Origin of the sequence: Mumia sp. zg.B53 (assembly GCF_019550935.1) — a bacterium.
GTDB lineage: Bacteria > Actinomycetota > Actinomycetes > Propionibacteriales > Nocardioidaceae > Mumia.
The window spans coordinates 1,393,498-1,408,383 of the sequence record NZ_JAHWCK010000001.1; the positions used below are offsets into that span (position 1 = coordinate 1,393,498).

The following is a 14,886-nucleotide window of genomic DNA, read 5'->3' on the forward strand; positions in this document are numbered from 1 at the left end:
CGGCTGCTCCCCGGATAACATGAGGTGTGGACCAGACCGCGGCACTCAGCTCGGGCCTCCTGCTGTCTGGGCGCTACCGCCTCGACGACCTCATCAAGGAGTCGGGGGGTGCGGTGACGTGGAAGGCCTACGACACGGTCCTCGACCGCGCCGTCGGCATCCAGGCGGTCCGGGCCGACGACCGGCGCGCCACGGCCTTCGTCATCGCCGCAGGGCGCTCGACCGCAGTCTCGGACCCGCGCTTCCTGCGGGTGCTGGACATCGTCGAGGGTGACCACGGCCATACCTACCTGATCCGCGAGTGGGCGCGGGCCGTCTCTCTCGACCACGTCCTCGGGCCCTCCACGCTCACCAACGCGCGTTCGACCCACGTGGTTCTTGAGCTCGCCGACGCCTTCGCCGACGCCCACGAGGCCGGCGTCTACCACCGTCACCTCCGCCCAGCGACGGTGCTGCTGAAGGACAACGGCGGCATCCGCATCATCGGTCTCTCGACCGACCACGCACTCCGGTCGGCTCACCACGACGTCGACGACGCCGACGTCGGCTACGCCGAGCAGCTCGACGTCGAGGCGCTGGGCAAGATCCTCTACGCCTGCCTCACCGGTCGCTACCCGGGTGAGGACGAGCTGCTCGCTCCCGCACCACGCGAGCACGGTCGGCTCCTGCGGCCGCGGCAGGTCCGTGCCGGCGTGTCGCACGACGTCGACACCGTGTGCGACAGGATCCTCGGTCGGCCTCCTCGCCACCACCGGCCACCGCTGCGGACCGCTCGTGACGTCGCGCTCGAGCTGGCCATGACCGGCGACGACGATCCGGCCGATCCCGAGGCGACCGGCGCCTCCTCGCCGGATCTGTACCGTCACGACCCCGTACGCTCCGCGCTCTCCGAGCCCCCGCCGGCGGTCAACCCGCCGAAGCCTCGTCCGGCTGCTTTCGCACCCACCCCGCCGACGCCGATGGAACGCGGGTTCTCGAAGGTTCGACGCTCGGCGAAGGGCGAGCGCAAGCTCATCTGGCTCGCGCTGGTCGTCATGGTGGTCCTGGCCGCTGCGGTGACGTTCATCCTGGGTCGTGTCTCGGCGCCGTCCGCGCAGTCTCCGAGCGGCAGCGGGGAGGTCCCCGAGGTCAGCCGCTCGATCGTGGACTTCGGCGTGAAGGACGTGGTCTCGTTCGATCCGCCGCCCGACGGCGACGGCGACGAGAACCCCGGCCAGGCGGAGCTCGCGGTCGACGGCGATTCCTCGACCGCGTGGACCACCCGTGAGTACTACCGGCGCAACGACCTCGGTGGGCTCAAGGACGGTGTCGGGCTGCTCGTCGACCTCGGCCGCTTCCGTGACGTCACGGCGATCCAGGTCGACTTCGGCGCGTCGCCCACCTCGTTCCGTGTCTATGCCGCACCTGGCCGCAAGCGTCCTCCCACCGGGACCGGGCAGATGGAGCGCATCGGTGGCTACTCCGACGCGCCCAGCGGCGCATCCGTGTCCCTCTCGCAGGCGGTCTCGACCCGCTACCTCCTGATCTGGCTCACACGGCTCCCCGAACGCGAGTCGGACATCTACGAGGGTGCCGTCTCGGAGCTCACCGTCCAAGGGCTGGAGTAGCCGCGGCGCCCCGGACGGCCGCGTCGTCGTCCAGGAATGGTCCGGACCTAGGATGCGTTGTGGGGGTACGGCCCCAAACCGTACTGTTCTTGACACCGAAGGCGGAGCATGTCCACTGACGTACGCAACGTGATCATCATCGGCTCGGGTCCTGCCGGTTATACGGCAGCGATCTACACCGCACGCGCGAACCTCGCGCCGTTGGTCTTCGAAGGGTCCGTCACGGCCGGTGGTGCCCTCATGAACACGACCGACGTCGAGAACTTCCCGGGCTTCCCCGAGGGCATCGAGGGTCCGGCGTTGATGGACAACCTCCGCCAGCAGTCTGAGCGTTTCGGCGCCGAGCTGGTGGCCGACGACGTCGTCGAGGTCGACCTGACGGGCGCGGTCAAGATCGTCCGTACCGCGACCAGCGAGCACCATGCCCGGGCGGTCATCCTCGCCATGGGCTCCGGCTACCGCAAGCTGGGCGTCGACGGGGAGGACCGGCTGTCCGGCCGCGGCGTCAGCTGGTGTGCGACCTGTGACGGCTTCTTCTTCCGCAAGCAGGAGATCGTGGTCGTGGGCGGCGGTGACTCCGCTGTCGAGGAGGCCACCTTCCTGACCCGCTTCGCCGACAAGGTCACCCTCGTCCACCGCCGCGAGGAGCTGCGCGCAAGCAAGATCATGCAGGAGCGGGCGTTCAAGAACGACAAGATCGAGTTCGCCTGGAACTCGCGGGTCAAGGAGATCCGAGGGGAGCTGTCGCTCGAGGGCGTCGTCCTCGAGGACACCGTGACGGGCGAGGAGCGCTTCCTTCCGGCGACGGGCCTGTTCATCGCGGTCGGTCACGACCCGCGGTCGGAGCTCCTCAAGGGTCAGGTCGACCTCGACGCCGAGGGGTACGTCCTCGTGCAGCCCGGGTCGACCCGCACCAACGTCCCCGGAGTCTTCGCCTCGGGTGACCTCGTCGACCACACCTATCGGCAGGCGATCACCGCTGCCGGCACCGGCTGCTCGGCCGCCCTCGACGCCGAGCGCTACATCGCAGACCTCGAGCACGCCGATCTCGTGACCAGCTGATCGCCCGATCAGGTGCTCGGAATCCCGCGACACCCCCGGGTGTTGCAGAAGACACATTGATGGACGCCGTACCGCCAACCGAAGGGGTAGCCACTGTGGGCAACATCCAGGCCGTCACCGACGCCGAGTTCCAGACCACCGTCCTGGGCTCCGACAAGCCCGTGCTCGTCGACTTCTGGGCTGAGTGGTGCGGGCCGTGCCGCCAGGTCTCCCCGATCCTCGAGGAGATCGCCGCAGAGCACGGTGACAAGATCACCATCGTCAAGATGAACGTCGACGAGAACCCTCAGACGCCCGCGTCGTACCGCGTGACCTCGATCCCGACGCTCAACGTCTACCAGAACGGCGAGATCGTGCAGTCGATCATCGGCGCCAAGCCCAAGAGCCTGCTGCTCAAGGAGCTCGACGCGTTCGTCGGCTGACGTCCTCGGGCGTGACCGCCCGCCGACCGCAGCGCAACTGAGAGGGCCCCGGCATCATTGATGCCGGGGCCCTTCTGTGCTCCGCCCGTGCGCTCACGGTACCCGGCGACGTTGATGCGTCGACGTTGATTTGTCGACAAATCTCTAAGTCGATGTGGTGCGCGACCCGGCGTCCTCAGGCTCAGTCGCCGGAGGGTGCGTCCGGCGAGCCCGCTGCGATGTCTGCGGGATCCATCAGGGTGACGATGCGCTCGAGGTCGTCGATCGAGGCGAACTCGACCGTGATCTTGCCCTTGGTCTTGCCCAGATCGACCTTCACCCGCGTGTCGAAGCGGTCCGCGAGGCGGTCGGCCAGATCGACCAGCTTCGGAGCGACCGGCCGGCGAGGCCGCTGGCGGGGTTCAGCGTCGGGCTCATCTCCTTCACCGAGCGCGACGAGCTCCTCCAACGCGCGGACCGAGAGACCTTCGGCCACCACCCTCTGCGCGAGCCGGTCCTGGCGGGCGGGATCGGTGACGGCGACGAGGGCACGCGCGTGGCCCGCGCTGATCACGCTGGCGGCAACTCGGCGCTGGACCGCCGGGCTCAACCGCAGGAGCCGCAGGGTGTTGCTGATCTGCGGTCGGGATCGGCCGATGCGTGTCGCCAGCTCGTCGTGCGTGCATCCGAAGTCATCCAGGAGCTGCCGGTAGGCCGCGGCCTCTTCGAGGGGGTTCAGCTCCGACCGGTGCAGGTTCTCCAGCAACGCGTCGCGCAGGAGGTCCTGGTCGGAGGTGTCCCGCACGATGGCGGGGATGACCTCGAGCCCGGCGGCCTTCGTCGCTCGCCAGCGGCGCTCGCCCATGACGAGCTCGAACGTCTCGTCGCCGACCGACCGGACGACGACCGGCTGAAGAAGCCCGACCTCTTGGATCGAGTGGACGAGCTCGGCCATCGCGTCTTCGTCGAAGACCTCGCGAGGCTGACGCGGGTTCGGGGCGACCTTGTCGACCGGGATCTCAGCGAAGTAGGCGCCAGCGACGGCTGTGAGGCCCTGCTCGGCACCGGAATCCGCACCGGCATCCTGTCTGGCGTCCACACCCGCGTCGAGCCCGTCGGTGACGTGCGCGTCCTGGTGCCGTCCACCGGCGTCAGAGCTTGAGGCTGCCCGGGTATCCGCGTCGGGCTCCGTGGTCGGATCGGCGGTCAGTGTGGACGTTGCTGTCGGGGAAGCCGCCGTTTCACGTGAAACAGAGGGCGCCGTGGGGATCAAGGCACCGAGGCCTCGCCCGAGTCCGCGGCGTTGCTGGCTCATTCGTGTGCTCCTTGGTCGGCGCCTGCACGCGCTCCTGCGTCGGCGATCTCTCGGGCCGCCTCCAGGTAGGCCAGGGAACCCGGCGAGCTCGGGTCGTACGTGATGACAGTCTGCTGATAGCTGGGTGCTTCCGAGATCCTGACCGAGCGCGGAATGGCCGTCTTGAGCACCCGATCGCTGAAGTAGGCACGGACTTCGTCGGCGACACCCGCGCTCAGTCGCGTACGGGCGTCATACATCGTGAGGAGGATCGTGCTCAGGTTGAGCGCCGGGTTGAGCTGCTCCTGGACCATGTCCACCGTCTTCACCAGCTGACTGAGGCCCTCCAGTGCGTAGTACTCGCACTGGATCGGGATCATGACCTCGCGGGCTGCGACCAACGCGTTCACGGTCAGGAGACCCAGCGACGGCGGGCAGTCCACATAGACGTAGTCGTACGGCCGGCTCTTCTCCGCATCGGAAGCCAAGAACGCCTCGAGTGCTCGTCGCAGTCGGTTCTCGCGTGCCACCATCGGGACGAGCTCGATCTCCGCGCCCGCCAGCGCGATCGAGGCGGGGAGGACGTCAAGATTGTTGACGTCGGGACACGGCTGGATCAGGGACTCGATGCTTTGTCCGTCGACGAGGACCTCATAGACACCAGCGGTCTCCGCGTCGTGCTCGACCCGAAGCGCCGTGGAAGCGTTGCCCTGGGGGTCCAGGTCGATCACGAGGACGCGTTGACCGTGTGTCGCCATCGCAGCCGCCACATTGACCGTGGTGGTGGTCTTGCCGACGCCGCCCTTCTGGTTCGCGACGACGATCACGCGCGTCGCCGTAGGACGCGGCATCGGGTCGTGCTTCTCCGCCAGCTGCTGGCGCATCAGTGATGCGGCGACTTCCTGAGCGAGCGGCGTGTCGGCGGCGATGTCACCGCCGTGCGCGAGGTCGGACGCGCGTGGGAACGCCGGGGGACGGTCAGTGTCGTTCACGCGGGCCACTCCTCGTGGTTCGTCTTGGTTTCACGTGAAACCGGGGGTTGCTGCCAGCCAACCGGGCCGCGCGTGAGGTCTGCCGGGAGCGGGTTGACCTTGGAGCTGATCCACGGATAGCCCAACCCGGACGCAATCTTGTCCTGCATTCAGCCCACCTTGTCGATCATCACCATCGTCGTGGGAGTGTCGACGACTCCCTCACCGTACGTGGTGACTCGCGCATTTGTCCCCTTCGCCGCGCGGACTGTGGACTGTGCCTCACGGATCTCCTCAGCAGCCGACGATCCCTTGATCGCCCACATCTGGCCGCCCGGTCGGACCAGTGGCAGCGACCACCTGGCCAGCTTGTCGAGAGCCGCCACCGCGCGAGACGTCACGATGTCGTACTGCGTACGGACGTCCTCAGCGCGAGAACGAAGAACTGTCACGTTGTCCACACCGAGGTCGGAGGCGACCTCCTCGAGGAAGCTCGTCCGGCGAAGGAGCGGCTCGATGAGCGTCATCGCGACGTCGGGCCGGGCGATCGCCCAGACCATGCCCGGCAGTCCCGCCCCGCTCCCGATGTCGGCCACGCTGGCGCCGGCGGGGAGAGCGGGCGCGACCACACCGCAGTTGAGGATGTGGCGCTCCCAAAGACGCGGAACCTCCCGTGGGCCGATCAGACCGCGGACGACACCGGCGTCAGAGAGCATGTCGACATAGGCAGACACCACCTCGACGCGGTCACCGAAGATGATCCGGGCCGCGTCGGGGGGCGATGTTCCACGTGAAACATCCATCTGCACCGTCAGTCAGCCAGGATGACGACGCGTCGCTCGGGCTCCTCGCCCTCGGACTCGCTCACGAGCCCTGCAGCCGCCACGGCGTCGTGCACGACCTTGCGCTCGAACGGCGACATCGGCGCGAGCCGTGCCGGCTCGCCAGACTCCCGCACCGAAGCGATCGCCGACTCCGCAATCTGCTGCAGCTCCTCGCGGCGCTTCGCGCGGAATCCCTCGACGTCGAGCATCAGACGGCTGCGCTCGCCAGTCTCACGCAGCACGGCCAGCCGGACCAGCTCCTGGAGGGCCTCGAGGACCTCTCCATCCCGTCCGACGAGCATACCCAGGTCTCCCCCGACGATGGAGACGGAAGCCCGATTGCCTTCAACGTCCATGTCCAGGTCGCCGTCGAGATCGGCGATGTCGAGGAGCTCCTCAAGGAAGTCGGCTGCGATGTCGCCCTCGTTCTCGAGACGCTCGAGCCGCTTGCTTCGCGACGGCTCGTCACCCGTCGGGTCGGTCGCCATGTCCACTGCTTCGGTCTCTCGCGACGTGTCTGTCACGACGTCACACCTCCCTGCCCGGACTCTTCGCCCGGCGCACTCTCGTCACCCCGCGAAGCGTCGCCCGGACGGCTCTCGCCGCGGGGACCGCTTCCCTTCTTGCGCTGCTCGCGCGACTGCTTCTTCGGCTGCTGGCGCCGCGGACCCGGCTTCTCCTCGGCGACGGGAGCCTCGGGCTCGACCTCGACCACCTTGCCGCGCTTGGTGTCGCGCTGCTGCTTGGCCTCGAAGGCCGGGGTGCCCGGAGCCGGGTTGTTGCGGATCACATAGAACTGCTGGCCCATCGTCCACGCGTTCGAGGTCGTCCAGTAGATGAGAACGCCGACCGGGAACGCGACACCGCTGATCGCGAAGACAAAGGGAAGGACGTAGAGGAGGAGCTTCTGCTGCTGGGCGTACGGGCCGGTGAGCGCATCCGCAGGCATGTTCTTGGACATCAGCTGACGCTGAGTGAGGAACGTCGATGCGGTCATCAGCACGACGAGCACCGCGCAGACGATCTTGACGTGCACGCTGTCGTCGGTGAAACGGCTCGCGATCTGGACGCCCAGGAAGGTCGCCTCGCGGATGGAGTCGGCCTGATCCTGACTCAGAACGCCGTACGTCTTGCCGCCGGCCGCGCCGTTGATCACCCGGAACAACGCGAAGAAGATCGGCATCTGCAGGATCAGCGGCAGGCACGACGCGAACGGGTTCGTCTTGGCCTCGCGGAACAGCTTCATCTGCTCCTGGGCCATGCGCTCCCGGTCGTGCCCGTACTTCTTCTGGAGCTCGCGGATCTTGGGCTGCAAGATCTGCATGTTGCGGCTGGCCTTGATCTGCTTGACGAACAGCGGGATCAAGAGCATCCGGATCGTCACGGTGAGCCCGATGATGGACAGCGCCCAGGTCCACCCCGAGTCCGTGTCCATGCCGATCTTGGTGAACAACCAGTGCCAACCCACCATGATCGCGGAGACCGGGTAGTAGAGCACCTGCATGATGGCGTCGAAGAAGTCGCCGATGGCGGAGAACATCAAACCCCTCGGGATGGAGTCGCGGATGATCCGGCGGATGCGGATCGTGGGGGAACGGGATCGTAGCCACCGGCCGCCCAAGGATGGCAACGGGCGACACGTCGGGCAGCCATCCAGCTGCCTCGAAGTGCGCCGTGCTCCTCGACCGCGGTGAGTGCGTAGGCCGAGCAGGAAGGATAGTACCGGCAGACCTGCCCGTACATCGGACTGATCGCGAAGCGGTAGGCCTTCAGGAGGGCAACGAGTACGGGCTTCATGACAGGGCCACCGGCGTCGAGGAGGCGGAAGCGCCCGACAGCCTGCCGAAAGCCTTGTCGACGTCCGAACCGAGCTCGGCGCTCGACTTCCGGGCAGAGGCCGGCAGTGCCCGGAGGACGAGGTCGGTGCCTCCGGGGATGTCGGCGAGACGAGCAGCGACGACTCCCCGCAGGCGCCGCTTGACCGTGTTGCGGGTCACTGCGTCGCCGACCTGCTTGCCGACCACGAATGCCACGCGCACCGGCTCCTGAGGAGAACGAGCCCCGAAACGAACGTGGGCGAGGACCGTGCGGGATCCCGCACGACGTCCTCGCCTCATCGTTGTTCGGATGTCGTCGCTCGTACGGAGTCGGTGCCGCGAGCTCAGCACCGGACTACCAGCACGGCTCAGGCCGACAGACGCTCGCGGCCCTTGCGGCGACGGTCCGCCAGGATCGCGCGGCCGGCGCGGGTGCGCATACGCAGGCGGAAGCCATGCTTGCGCGCGCGGCGGCGGTTGTTCGGCTGGAAGGTGCGCTTGGTCACGGGAGTGCTCCCCATCGTGTCTCGGACCGCAACGCTCGCGGTCATCGGGTACTGGGCGTCAGAGATGTGCCGGTTCGACGGCCACCGCCCGCCCACGTAGGTGGACAGTGACTGTCCGTACGTAGGCATGCGGCAGGTGTCGATACGGTCGACCTCACCACGGTACGCGGTCCCTCCACAGCGGGTCAAACCGGCCTACACCCGTGACCACCCCCACGTCCAGGTGCCACGCCGGAACCCCGGGTTGCGGGATGTCCTGGACCCTGTGGACAATCGGGTGTCGGTGACTCTCTCGGGCTGTTAGCGTCCCGGGGACCACCGGTATCCACAGGGTACGTCGCGACCCACGGATACCCAGAAAGCGCTGAGATGACGGGGATCTCAGCGCTGGGACCAGTAAGTCCACACATTGTGGATAACTATGTGGACGCCTGTTCCGTCACGGAGCCGGAGATTGGGGCCAACATGGACGATGAGCAACAGCCCGGCAGCACTGATCGGCTCGACGGCGCCACTCTGCACCAACGGTGGAACGCGATCACCGAGGTGCTCCCGGTCACGACGCGGGCGTGGGTGACCAGCTCGGTGCCCATCACGCTCCACGAGAACACCCTGCTCGTCGGCGTACCCAACGACTTCACCCGCACGCAGATGGAGGCCCGTCTGCGCCCCCAGCTCGAGCAGGCGCTGTCCGACTCGTTCGGCCGGCCGATCCGGATCGCCGTGACGGTCGACCCGAACGTCCTCCCTGCAGGCAACCGGTTCGACGAGAACGACTCGGAGCCCGACATCGATTTGTCGACAAGTCGAGAAGGCGATCCGGAGTCCGACAGGGTGGGCTCGGCCGACAGGGTCACCGGGGACGGCCAGTTCGGCGGCCACAGCACTCACGGCGGTCCACGCTCCTCAGCGCCCCCGTACCGCGACCAGTCCTACGACCGAGACCTGGCTCGCGACCGAGACCTGGCTCGTGACGAGCCGCAACGACGTGAACCTCCCCACCGAGAGCCTGCCCCGGCCGACGACGACCCGACCCGCGGCGCGACGCCGGCCTTCGTCCCGACGACGAGCCGTGCCCGCCCGCCGCAGCACGTCCGCGCAGCAGAGACCCGCCTCAACCCGCGCTACCACTTCGAGAACTTCGTGATCGGCTCCTCCAACCGGTTCGCGCACGCGGCCGCCGTCGCTGTCGCCGAGGCGCCGGGACGCGCCTACAACCCGCTGATGATCTATGGCGAGTCCGGCCTGGGCAAGACTCACCTCCTGCACGCCATCGGCCACTACGTGCGCAGCCTCTATGCCAACGCCCGGGTGCGCTACGTCAGCACCGAGGAGTTCACCAACGACTTCATCAACGCCATCCGTGACGACCGGATGCCCGCGTTGCAGCGTCGCTACCGAGACACCGACGTCCTTCTCATCGACGACATCCAGTTCCTCGAGGGCAAGATCCAGACCCAGGAAGAGTTCTTCCACACCTTCAACACGCTCCACGGGTCCAACAAGCAGATCGTCATCACCTCCGACCGTCCTCCGCGTGGTCTCGAGTCCCTCGAGGACCGCCTCCGCAGCCGGTTCGAGTGGGGTCTGACGACGGACGTCCAGCCTCCGGACCTCGAGACGCGCATCGCGATCCTGAGCAAGAAGGCAGAGATCGAGAAGCTCACCGTCCCGCCCGAGGTCCTGGAGTTCATCGCGAGCCGGATCCAGACCAACATCCGTGAGCTCGAGGGTGCCCTGATCCGCGCCACGGCGTTCGCCAGCCTCAACCACCAGGCCGTCGATCTGACGCTCGCGGAGATCGTGCTCAAGGACCTGATCCCCGACGGGGGTGAGCCGGAGATCACGGCGGGCCTGATCATCGCTCAGACCTCGGCCTACCTCGAGTACTCGATCGAGGAGCTCTGCGGAGCTAGTCGGTCCCGCGGCCTCGTCCAGGCGCGACAGATCGCGATGTACCTCTGCCGAGAGCTGACCGAGCTCTCGCTCCCCAAGATCGGCCAGCACTTCGGTGGGCGCGACCACACGACCGTCATGCACGCCGACCGCAAGATCCGCACGCTGATGGCGGAGCGCCGCACCGTCTTCAACCACGTCACGGAGCTCACCAACCGCATCAAGCAGCAGGCTCGCCAGGCTGGCTGAGTGCCTCGAGGACGCTTGCATCTTGCGGACAAGGGCCGGTACGACACCTCGTACCGGCCCTTTTTTGGGTTATTTCCAGTACCCACATCTGGGGATACCCCTGGGGATAAACCCGTTGTTCTGTCCACAGGCGGCACGTGAGCGGTGTGCGACCTGGGGATCCCTCAACCATCGTCCACGGGCCCGCACAGCTCGTACGGCCGTCGTCCACAACGTCCGCGCAGGCCAACCTCGCTGCTGACCTGCAGGGATGACAGTTGTCCACGTTGTGCACACCCCCTACGACTAACACGAGAAGAACAATCTCCCCTCGTTCGTTCGAAGTCATCCACAGCCCAGACCTGGGGATGACGAATCACAAGATCCCTGAGTAGTCGCCCGAGCCGGAGCCGTGGCAGGATTCCAGGAAACATGTCATTCCCCGGCCGCAGTCGCGGCCGACCCACCCGTCCGGAGGCACATCGCTGTGAAGTTCCGCATCGACCGCGACGCCTTGGCCGACGCAGTGGCCTGGACGGCACGGAGCCTGCCGACTCGTCCGACCGTCCCGGTGCTCGCCGGGATCATGGTCGAGAGCACCGACGGCGGCATCGCGCTGTCGGGATTCGACTACGAGACCTCGGCCCGCTCGACCGTCGACGCGGACGTCGCCGACGACGGACGCGCCTTGGTCTCCGGTCGGCTCCTCGCCGACATCTGCAAGTCCCTGCCGTCGCGTCCCGTCGACGTGGCGGTCGATGGCACGAAGGTCTCGGTCGTGTGCGGCAGCAGCCGTTTCAGCCTCCAGACGATGCCGGTGGAGGACTACCCGCAGCTTCCTGCGATGCCGACGTCGTCGGGCACGGTCAGCTCGGACGACTTCGCGACCGCCGTCGCACAGGCCGTCGCCGCGGCCGGCCGCGACGACGTCCTCCAGCTCCTCACCGGCGTCCGGATCGAGCTCGAGGGCTCGTCGATCTCGCTGCTCGCGACCGACCGCTTCCGAGCCAGCCTCCGCGAGCTCTCATGGTTCCCGGAGAACCCCGACACCTCCGCGACCGCGGTGGTGCCGGCCCGCTCGCTCTCCGACATCGCGAAGTCGTTCACCTCCGGCGGCGAGCTGACGATGGCGGTCGCGACCGGAGAGCAGGGCCCCGGCCTCATCGGGTTCGAGGGCTCGACGATCTCCGGCACACGACGCACCACCACCCGGATGCTCGAGGGCGAGTTCCCCAAGGTCCGCCAGCTGTTCGCTGCCAATGCTCAGACGGTCGCCTTCGTCGACCGCCAGGAGCTCATCGACGCCGTCCGCCGCGTGTCGCTGGTCGCCGAGCGCAACACGCCGGTCCGGTTGACGTTCTCCGACAACCAGGTCCTGCTCGAGTCGGGCAGCGGCGACGACGCTCAGGCACAGGAGACGCTCGAGGCGCGGGTGGAGGGCGACGACATCGTGGTCGGCTTCAACCCGACGTTCCTGCTCGAGGGACTCCTGGTGATGACCGAGCCCGCCGTCCACCTGGCCTTCACCCAGGCCAGCCGCCCCGCGACGCTCGCCGGCGTGCAGGAGCTGGGCGGGGAGCCCAACATGTCCTTCAGGTACCTCATCATGCCGATGCGCCTGCCTGGCTGATCGCCTCCACGGACCCCTTCTCCGCAGGATCCCGCTCGACACGACTCCAAGGAGTGCCATGGACATCGGACTGGTCGGTCTCGGCAAGATGGGTGGCAACATGCGTGAGCGCATGCGCCGGTCTGGGATCGAGGTCGTCGGGTACGACCGCAACCCGCAGCTCGGTGACGTCGCCTCGCTGGGCGCGCTCGTCGACGCCCTGGCGTCGCCGCGGGTGGTCTGGGTCATGGTCCCCGCGGGCGACCCGACGCACGAGACGGTCGCTCAGCTCCGCGACCTGCTCGGCGAGGGCGACGTGGTCGTCGACGGTGGCAACTCCCGCTGGACCGACGACCTCCGCCACGCTGCGGAGCTGGCCGAGAAGGGGATCGGCTTCGTCGACTGTGGCGTGAGCGGCGGGGTGTGGGGTCTTGAGGAGGGGTACGCCCTCATGGTCGGCGGCTCTCCCGACGACATCGCCAAGGTGGCACCGGCCTTGGAGGCGCTGCGGCCGAGCCCCACCACGGGCTACGTCCGCGCCGGCGGTGTGGGCGCCGGTCACTTCGCCAAGATGGTCCACAACGGCATCGAGTACGCGATGATGCAGGCCTACGCCGAGGGCTACGAGCTGCTCGACAAGGTCGACCTCGTCGAGGACGTCACCGAGGTGTTCGCGTCGTGGCGCGAGGGGACGGTGGTCCGCTCGTGGTTGCTCGACCTGCTCGTCAAGGCGTTGGAGGACGACCCCGGTCTCACCAACATCCGTGGCTACGCCGAGGACTCCGGCGAGGGACGCTGGACCGTCGAGGCCGCCATCGACAACGCGGTGCCGACGCCGGCGATCGCCGCCTCGTTGTTCGCACGGTTCGTCTCGCGACAGGACGACTCCCCTTCGATGAAGGCGGTCGCCGCGATGCGCAACCAGTTCGGCGGACACGCGGTGAAGTCGGAGTAGCCGGCCACACTGTGCACGTCACCCACCTCTCGCTCCACGACTTCCGCTCCTACCCCGAGCTCGAGCTCCCTCTCGAACCCGGTGCCAGCGCGTTCATCGGCGCCAACGGACAGGGCAAGACCAACCTGGTCGAGGCCATCGACTATCTGGCGACGCTCGGCTCTCACCGCGTCGCCGCCGACGCTCCGTTGGTCCGTGTCGGCGCCGAGCGCGCGGTCGTGCGAGCGTCGGTCGTCCGGGACGACCGGTCGGCTCTCCTCGAGATCGAGATCACCCCGGGCCGCTCCAACCGGGCTCGGGTCAACCGTGGTCCCCTCCCTCGCCCACGCGACCTCCTCGGCTGGCTCCGCTCGGTGGTCTTCTCCCCTGAGGACCTCCGCCTGGTCAAAGGAGACCCGAGCGACCGGCGGCAATTCCTCGACGCGCTCCTCGTGCTCCGATCGCCGCGCTTCGCCGGGGTGCGGGCCGACTACGACCGCGCGCTGCGCCAGCGCAACTCCCTGCTCAAGAGCGCGCGCCGTTCCGGACACGGCCGCGGTCTCGAGACGCTCGACGTCTGGGACGACCAGCTCGCCACGTACGGCGGTGAGCTCCTCGCCGCTCGCCTCGCCCTGCTCGACGAGCTGGCTCCATACCTGGGAGAGGCCTACCGCGACGTCGCCGCGTCGGCCGCGGCCGAGCGTACGACCGCGGCCGCCGCGTACAAGCCGTCCTTCGAGCTGCCGGACACCCGCGACCGTGAGGTGCTGCGGGTCGCCATGTCGGAGCAGATGCGCGAGCGGCGACGCGACGAGATCGAGCGCGGTGTGAGCCTGGTCGGACCCCACCGCGACGACGTCGTGCTGTCGCTGGGCGACCTGCCGGCGAAGGGATACGCCAGCCACGGGGAGTCGTGGTCGTACGCCCTCGCGCTGCGCCTCGCGTCGTACGACCTGTTGCGCGCCGACGGCGACGATCCGATCCTGATCCTCGACGACGTGTTCGCCGAGCTCGACCGCGACCGGCGCTCTCATCTCGCGGCACGGGTCACCGGTGCCGAGCAGGTGCTGGTGACGGCGGCCGTCGCCGACGACGTGCCGGTGGGCCTGCGTGGGCATCGCTACGAGGTGGCGTCGGGCAAGGTGGTTCCGGTGGAGGGGACGACGGATGGCTGACGACGACGAGGCGGAGCGCACCGCCACGGGTGGCGGTGCCGAGACGCCGGGCGGCGAGGAGCACCAGGCCGACGGCATCGAGCTGGCCCGGAGCATCGCGCGCGCCTACCGTTCCGTCGGCCCCGCAGCACCGCGAGGCGGCCGCGGAGGTCCACGCCGCCGGCCGCGTCGCCCGCCGAGCGCGTCGGGTGCGCACCCCGACGACCGGGACCCTCAGCTGCTCGAGTCGACCCTCGACCGGTTGGTCAGCGAGCACGGGTGGGACACCGAGGTCGCCGTCCACGGGCTGTTCGGACGGTGGGCGGAGATCGTCGGCGCGGAGATCGCCGAGCACTGTCGCCCCGACCGGTACGAGGACGGCCAGCTCTGGGTCCAGGCCGACTCGACGGCGTGGGCGACACAGCTGCGGCTGCTCGCCCCGAACGTCGTGGGCAGGCTCAACGAGCGCCTCGGGCACGGCACCGTCGTCCGCATCAACGTCCGCGGTCCGCAGGGACCGAGCTGGGGCAAGGGCGCGCTGCGGGTCCGCGGGCGCGGCCCGCGCGACACGTACGGGTGAGGC

Annotated in this window: 16 protein-coding genes; 8 read left to right on the plus strand and 8 right to left on the minus strand. The window is 68.4% G+C overall.

From position 1 onward, the window contains the following. Positions 1-26: 26 nt before the first annotated feature. The 3 genes from KV102_RS06670 (at position 27) to trxA (ending at position 3,091) form a co-directional block, all read left to right on the plus strand. The gene (locus KV102_RS06670) at positions 27-1,607 is read left to right on the plus strand and encodes a protein kinase family protein (RefSeq protein ID WP_220345683.1); all 1,581 of its coding nucleotides are present in this window, start codon (positions 27-29) and stop codon (positions 1,605-1,607) included. A 108-nt stretch (positions 1,608-1,715) separates the two neighbouring features. Then, positions 1,716-2,669: a thioredoxin-disulfide reductase gene (gene trxB / locus KV102_RS06675; RefSeq protein WP_220342747.1), complete on the plus strand. Its 954-nt coding sequence runs from the start codon at positions 1,716-1,718 to the stop codon at positions 2,667-2,669. A gap of 95 nt (positions 2,670-2,764) precedes the next feature. Next, on the plus strand, positions 2,765-3,091 hold the full coding sequence (trxA, locus tag KV102_RS06680; RefSeq protein WP_374197344.1) for a thioredoxin: 327 nt from the start codon (positions 2,765-2,767) through the stop codon (positions 3,089-3,091). Positions 3,092-3,272: 181 nt separating this feature from the next. Here trxA and KV102_RS06685 read toward each other — a convergent pair whose 3' ends face one another. The 8 genes from KV102_RS06685 to rpmH all read right to left on the minus strand — a co-directional run bounded on the left by KV102_RS06685 (position 3,273) and on the right by rpmH (position 8,482). Beyond that, positions 3,273-4,169 carry a ParB/RepB/Spo0J family partition protein gene (locus KV102_RS06685; RefSeq protein ID WP_308290246.1) on the minus strand — a complete coding sequence of 299 codons (897 nt, stop codon included), beginning with the start codon at positions 4,167-4,169 and terminating at the stop codon, positions 3,273-3,275. A 212-nt stretch (positions 4,170-4,381) separates the two neighbouring features. Next, positions 4,382-5,356: a ParA family protein gene (locus KV102_RS06690; RefSeq protein ID WP_374107000.1), complete on the minus strand. Its 975-nt coding sequence runs from the start codon at positions 5,354-5,356 to the stop codon at positions 4,382-4,384. A 149-nt stretch (positions 5,357-5,505) separates the two neighbouring features. Then, positions 5,506-6,138, minus strand: coding sequence for a 16S rRNA (guanine(527)-N(7))-methyltransferase RsmG (gene rsmG / locus KV102_RS06695; RefSeq protein WP_220342750.1), 633 nt, complete (start codon positions 6,136-6,138; stop codon positions 5,506-5,508). Between the two features lie 8 nt (positions 6,139-6,146). Then, positions 6,147-6,647 carry a R3H domain-containing nucleic acid-binding protein gene (locus KV102_RS06700; RefSeq protein WP_220342751.1) on the minus strand — a complete coding sequence of 167 codons (501 nt, stop codon included), beginning with the start codon at positions 6,645-6,647 and terminating at the stop codon, positions 6,147-6,149. 32 nt (positions 6,648-6,679) lie between these two features. Then, positions 6,680-7,699, minus strand: a complete 1,020-nt coding sequence (yidC, locus tag KV102_RS06705) for a membrane protein insertase YidC (protein WP_220342752.1) — start codon at positions 7,697-7,699, stop codon at positions 6,680-6,682. Continuing rightward, entirely contained in the window at positions 7,699-7,956 is a 258-nt protein-coding gene (gene yidD / locus KV102_RS06710; protein WP_220342753.1) for a membrane protein insertion efficiency factor YidD, read from the minus strand. The genes yidC and yidD overlap by 1 nt, the downstream gene beginning before the upstream one ends. Further along, positions 7,953-8,327, minus strand: a complete 375-nt coding sequence (gene rnpA, locus KV102_RS06715; RefSeq protein WP_220345685.1) for a ribonuclease P protein component — start codon at positions 8,325-8,327, stop codon at positions 7,953-7,955. Before rnpA ends, yidD begins: the two co-directional genes overlap by 4 nt. A 17-nt stretch (positions 8,328-8,344) precedes the next feature. Continuing rightward, a complete protein-coding gene (gene rpmH, locus KV102_RS06720; protein ID WP_220342755.1) occupies positions 8,345-8,482 on the minus strand; it encodes a 50S ribosomal protein L34 in 138 nt (45 codons plus the stop codon). Positions 8,483-8,947: 465 nt separating this feature from the next. On the opposite strand from rpmH, the gene dnaA reads away from it, so the two are divergent. The 5 genes from dnaA to KV102_RS06745 all read left to right on the plus strand — a co-directional run bounded on the left by dnaA (position 8,948) and on the right by KV102_RS06745 (position 14,883). Then, positions 8,948-10,627: a chromosomal replication initiator protein DnaA gene (dnaA, locus tag KV102_RS06725; RefSeq protein ID WP_220342756.1), complete on the plus strand. Its 1,680-nt coding sequence runs from the start codon at positions 8,948-8,950 to the stop codon at positions 10,625-10,627. A 466-nt stretch (positions 10,628-11,093) separates the two neighbouring features. After that, positions 11,094-12,236 carry a DNA polymerase III subunit beta gene (gene dnaN, locus KV102_RS06730; RefSeq protein ID WP_220342757.1) on the plus strand — a complete coding sequence of 381 codons (1,143 nt, stop codon included), beginning with the start codon at positions 11,094-11,096 and terminating at the stop codon, positions 12,234-12,236. Between the two features lie 58 nt (positions 12,237-12,294). Continuing rightward, positions 12,295-13,170 (plus strand): phosphogluconate dehydrogenase (NAD(+)-dependent, decarboxylating), encoded by an 876-nt coding sequence (gene gnd, locus KV102_RS06735; protein ID WP_220345687.1) that lies wholly within the window; start codon positions 12,295-12,297, stop codon positions 13,168-13,170. A gap of 11 nt (positions 13,171-13,181) precedes the next feature. After that, entirely contained in the window at positions 13,182-14,324 is a 1,143-nt protein-coding gene (gene recF / locus KV102_RS06740) for a DNA replication/repair protein RecF (protein ID WP_220342759.1), read from the plus strand. Further along, a complete protein-coding gene (locus KV102_RS06745; RefSeq protein ID WP_220342760.1) occupies positions 14,317-14,883 on the plus strand; it encodes a DUF721 domain-containing protein in 567 nt (188 codons plus the stop codon). The genes recF and KV102_RS06745 overlap by 8 nt, the downstream gene beginning before the upstream one ends. Positions 14,884-14,886 lie beyond the last annotated feature (3 nt).

What these genes read in the sequence shown, in the direction of transcription:
- KV102_RS06745 (WP_220342760.1), top strand. Translation starts at nt 14,317, where the DNA reads ATGGCTGACGACGACGAGGCGGAGCGCACCGCCACGGGTGGCGGTGCC.
- KV102_RS06700 (WP_220342751.1), bottom strand. Translation starts at nt 6,647, where the DNA reads ATGGCGACCGACCCGACGGGTGACGAGCCGTCGCGAAGCAAGCGGCTC.
- trxB (WP_220342747.1), top strand. Translation starts at nt 1,716, where the DNA reads ATGTCCACTGACGTACGCAACGTGATCATCATCGGCTCGGGTCCTGCC.
- yidD (WP_220342753.1), bottom strand. Translation starts at nt 7,956, where the DNA reads ATGAAGCCCGTACTCGTTGCCCTCCTGAAGGCCTACCGCTTCGCGATC.
- yidC (WP_220342752.1), bottom strand. Translation starts at nt 7,699, where the DNA reads ATGTTCTCCGCCATCGGCGACTTCTTCGACGCCATCATGCAGGTGCTC.
- rsmG (WP_220342750.1), bottom strand. Translation starts at nt 6,138, where the DNA reads ATGGATGTTTCACGTGGAACATCGCCCCCCGACGCGGCCCGGATCATC.
- gnd (WP_220345687.1), top strand. Translation starts at nt 12,295, where the DNA reads ATGGACATCGGACTGGTCGGTCTCGGCAAGATGGGTGGCAACATGCGT.
- dnaA (WP_220342756.1), top strand. Translation starts at nt 8,948, where the DNA reads ATGGACGATGAGCAACAGCCCGGCAGCACTGATCGGCTCGACGGCGCC.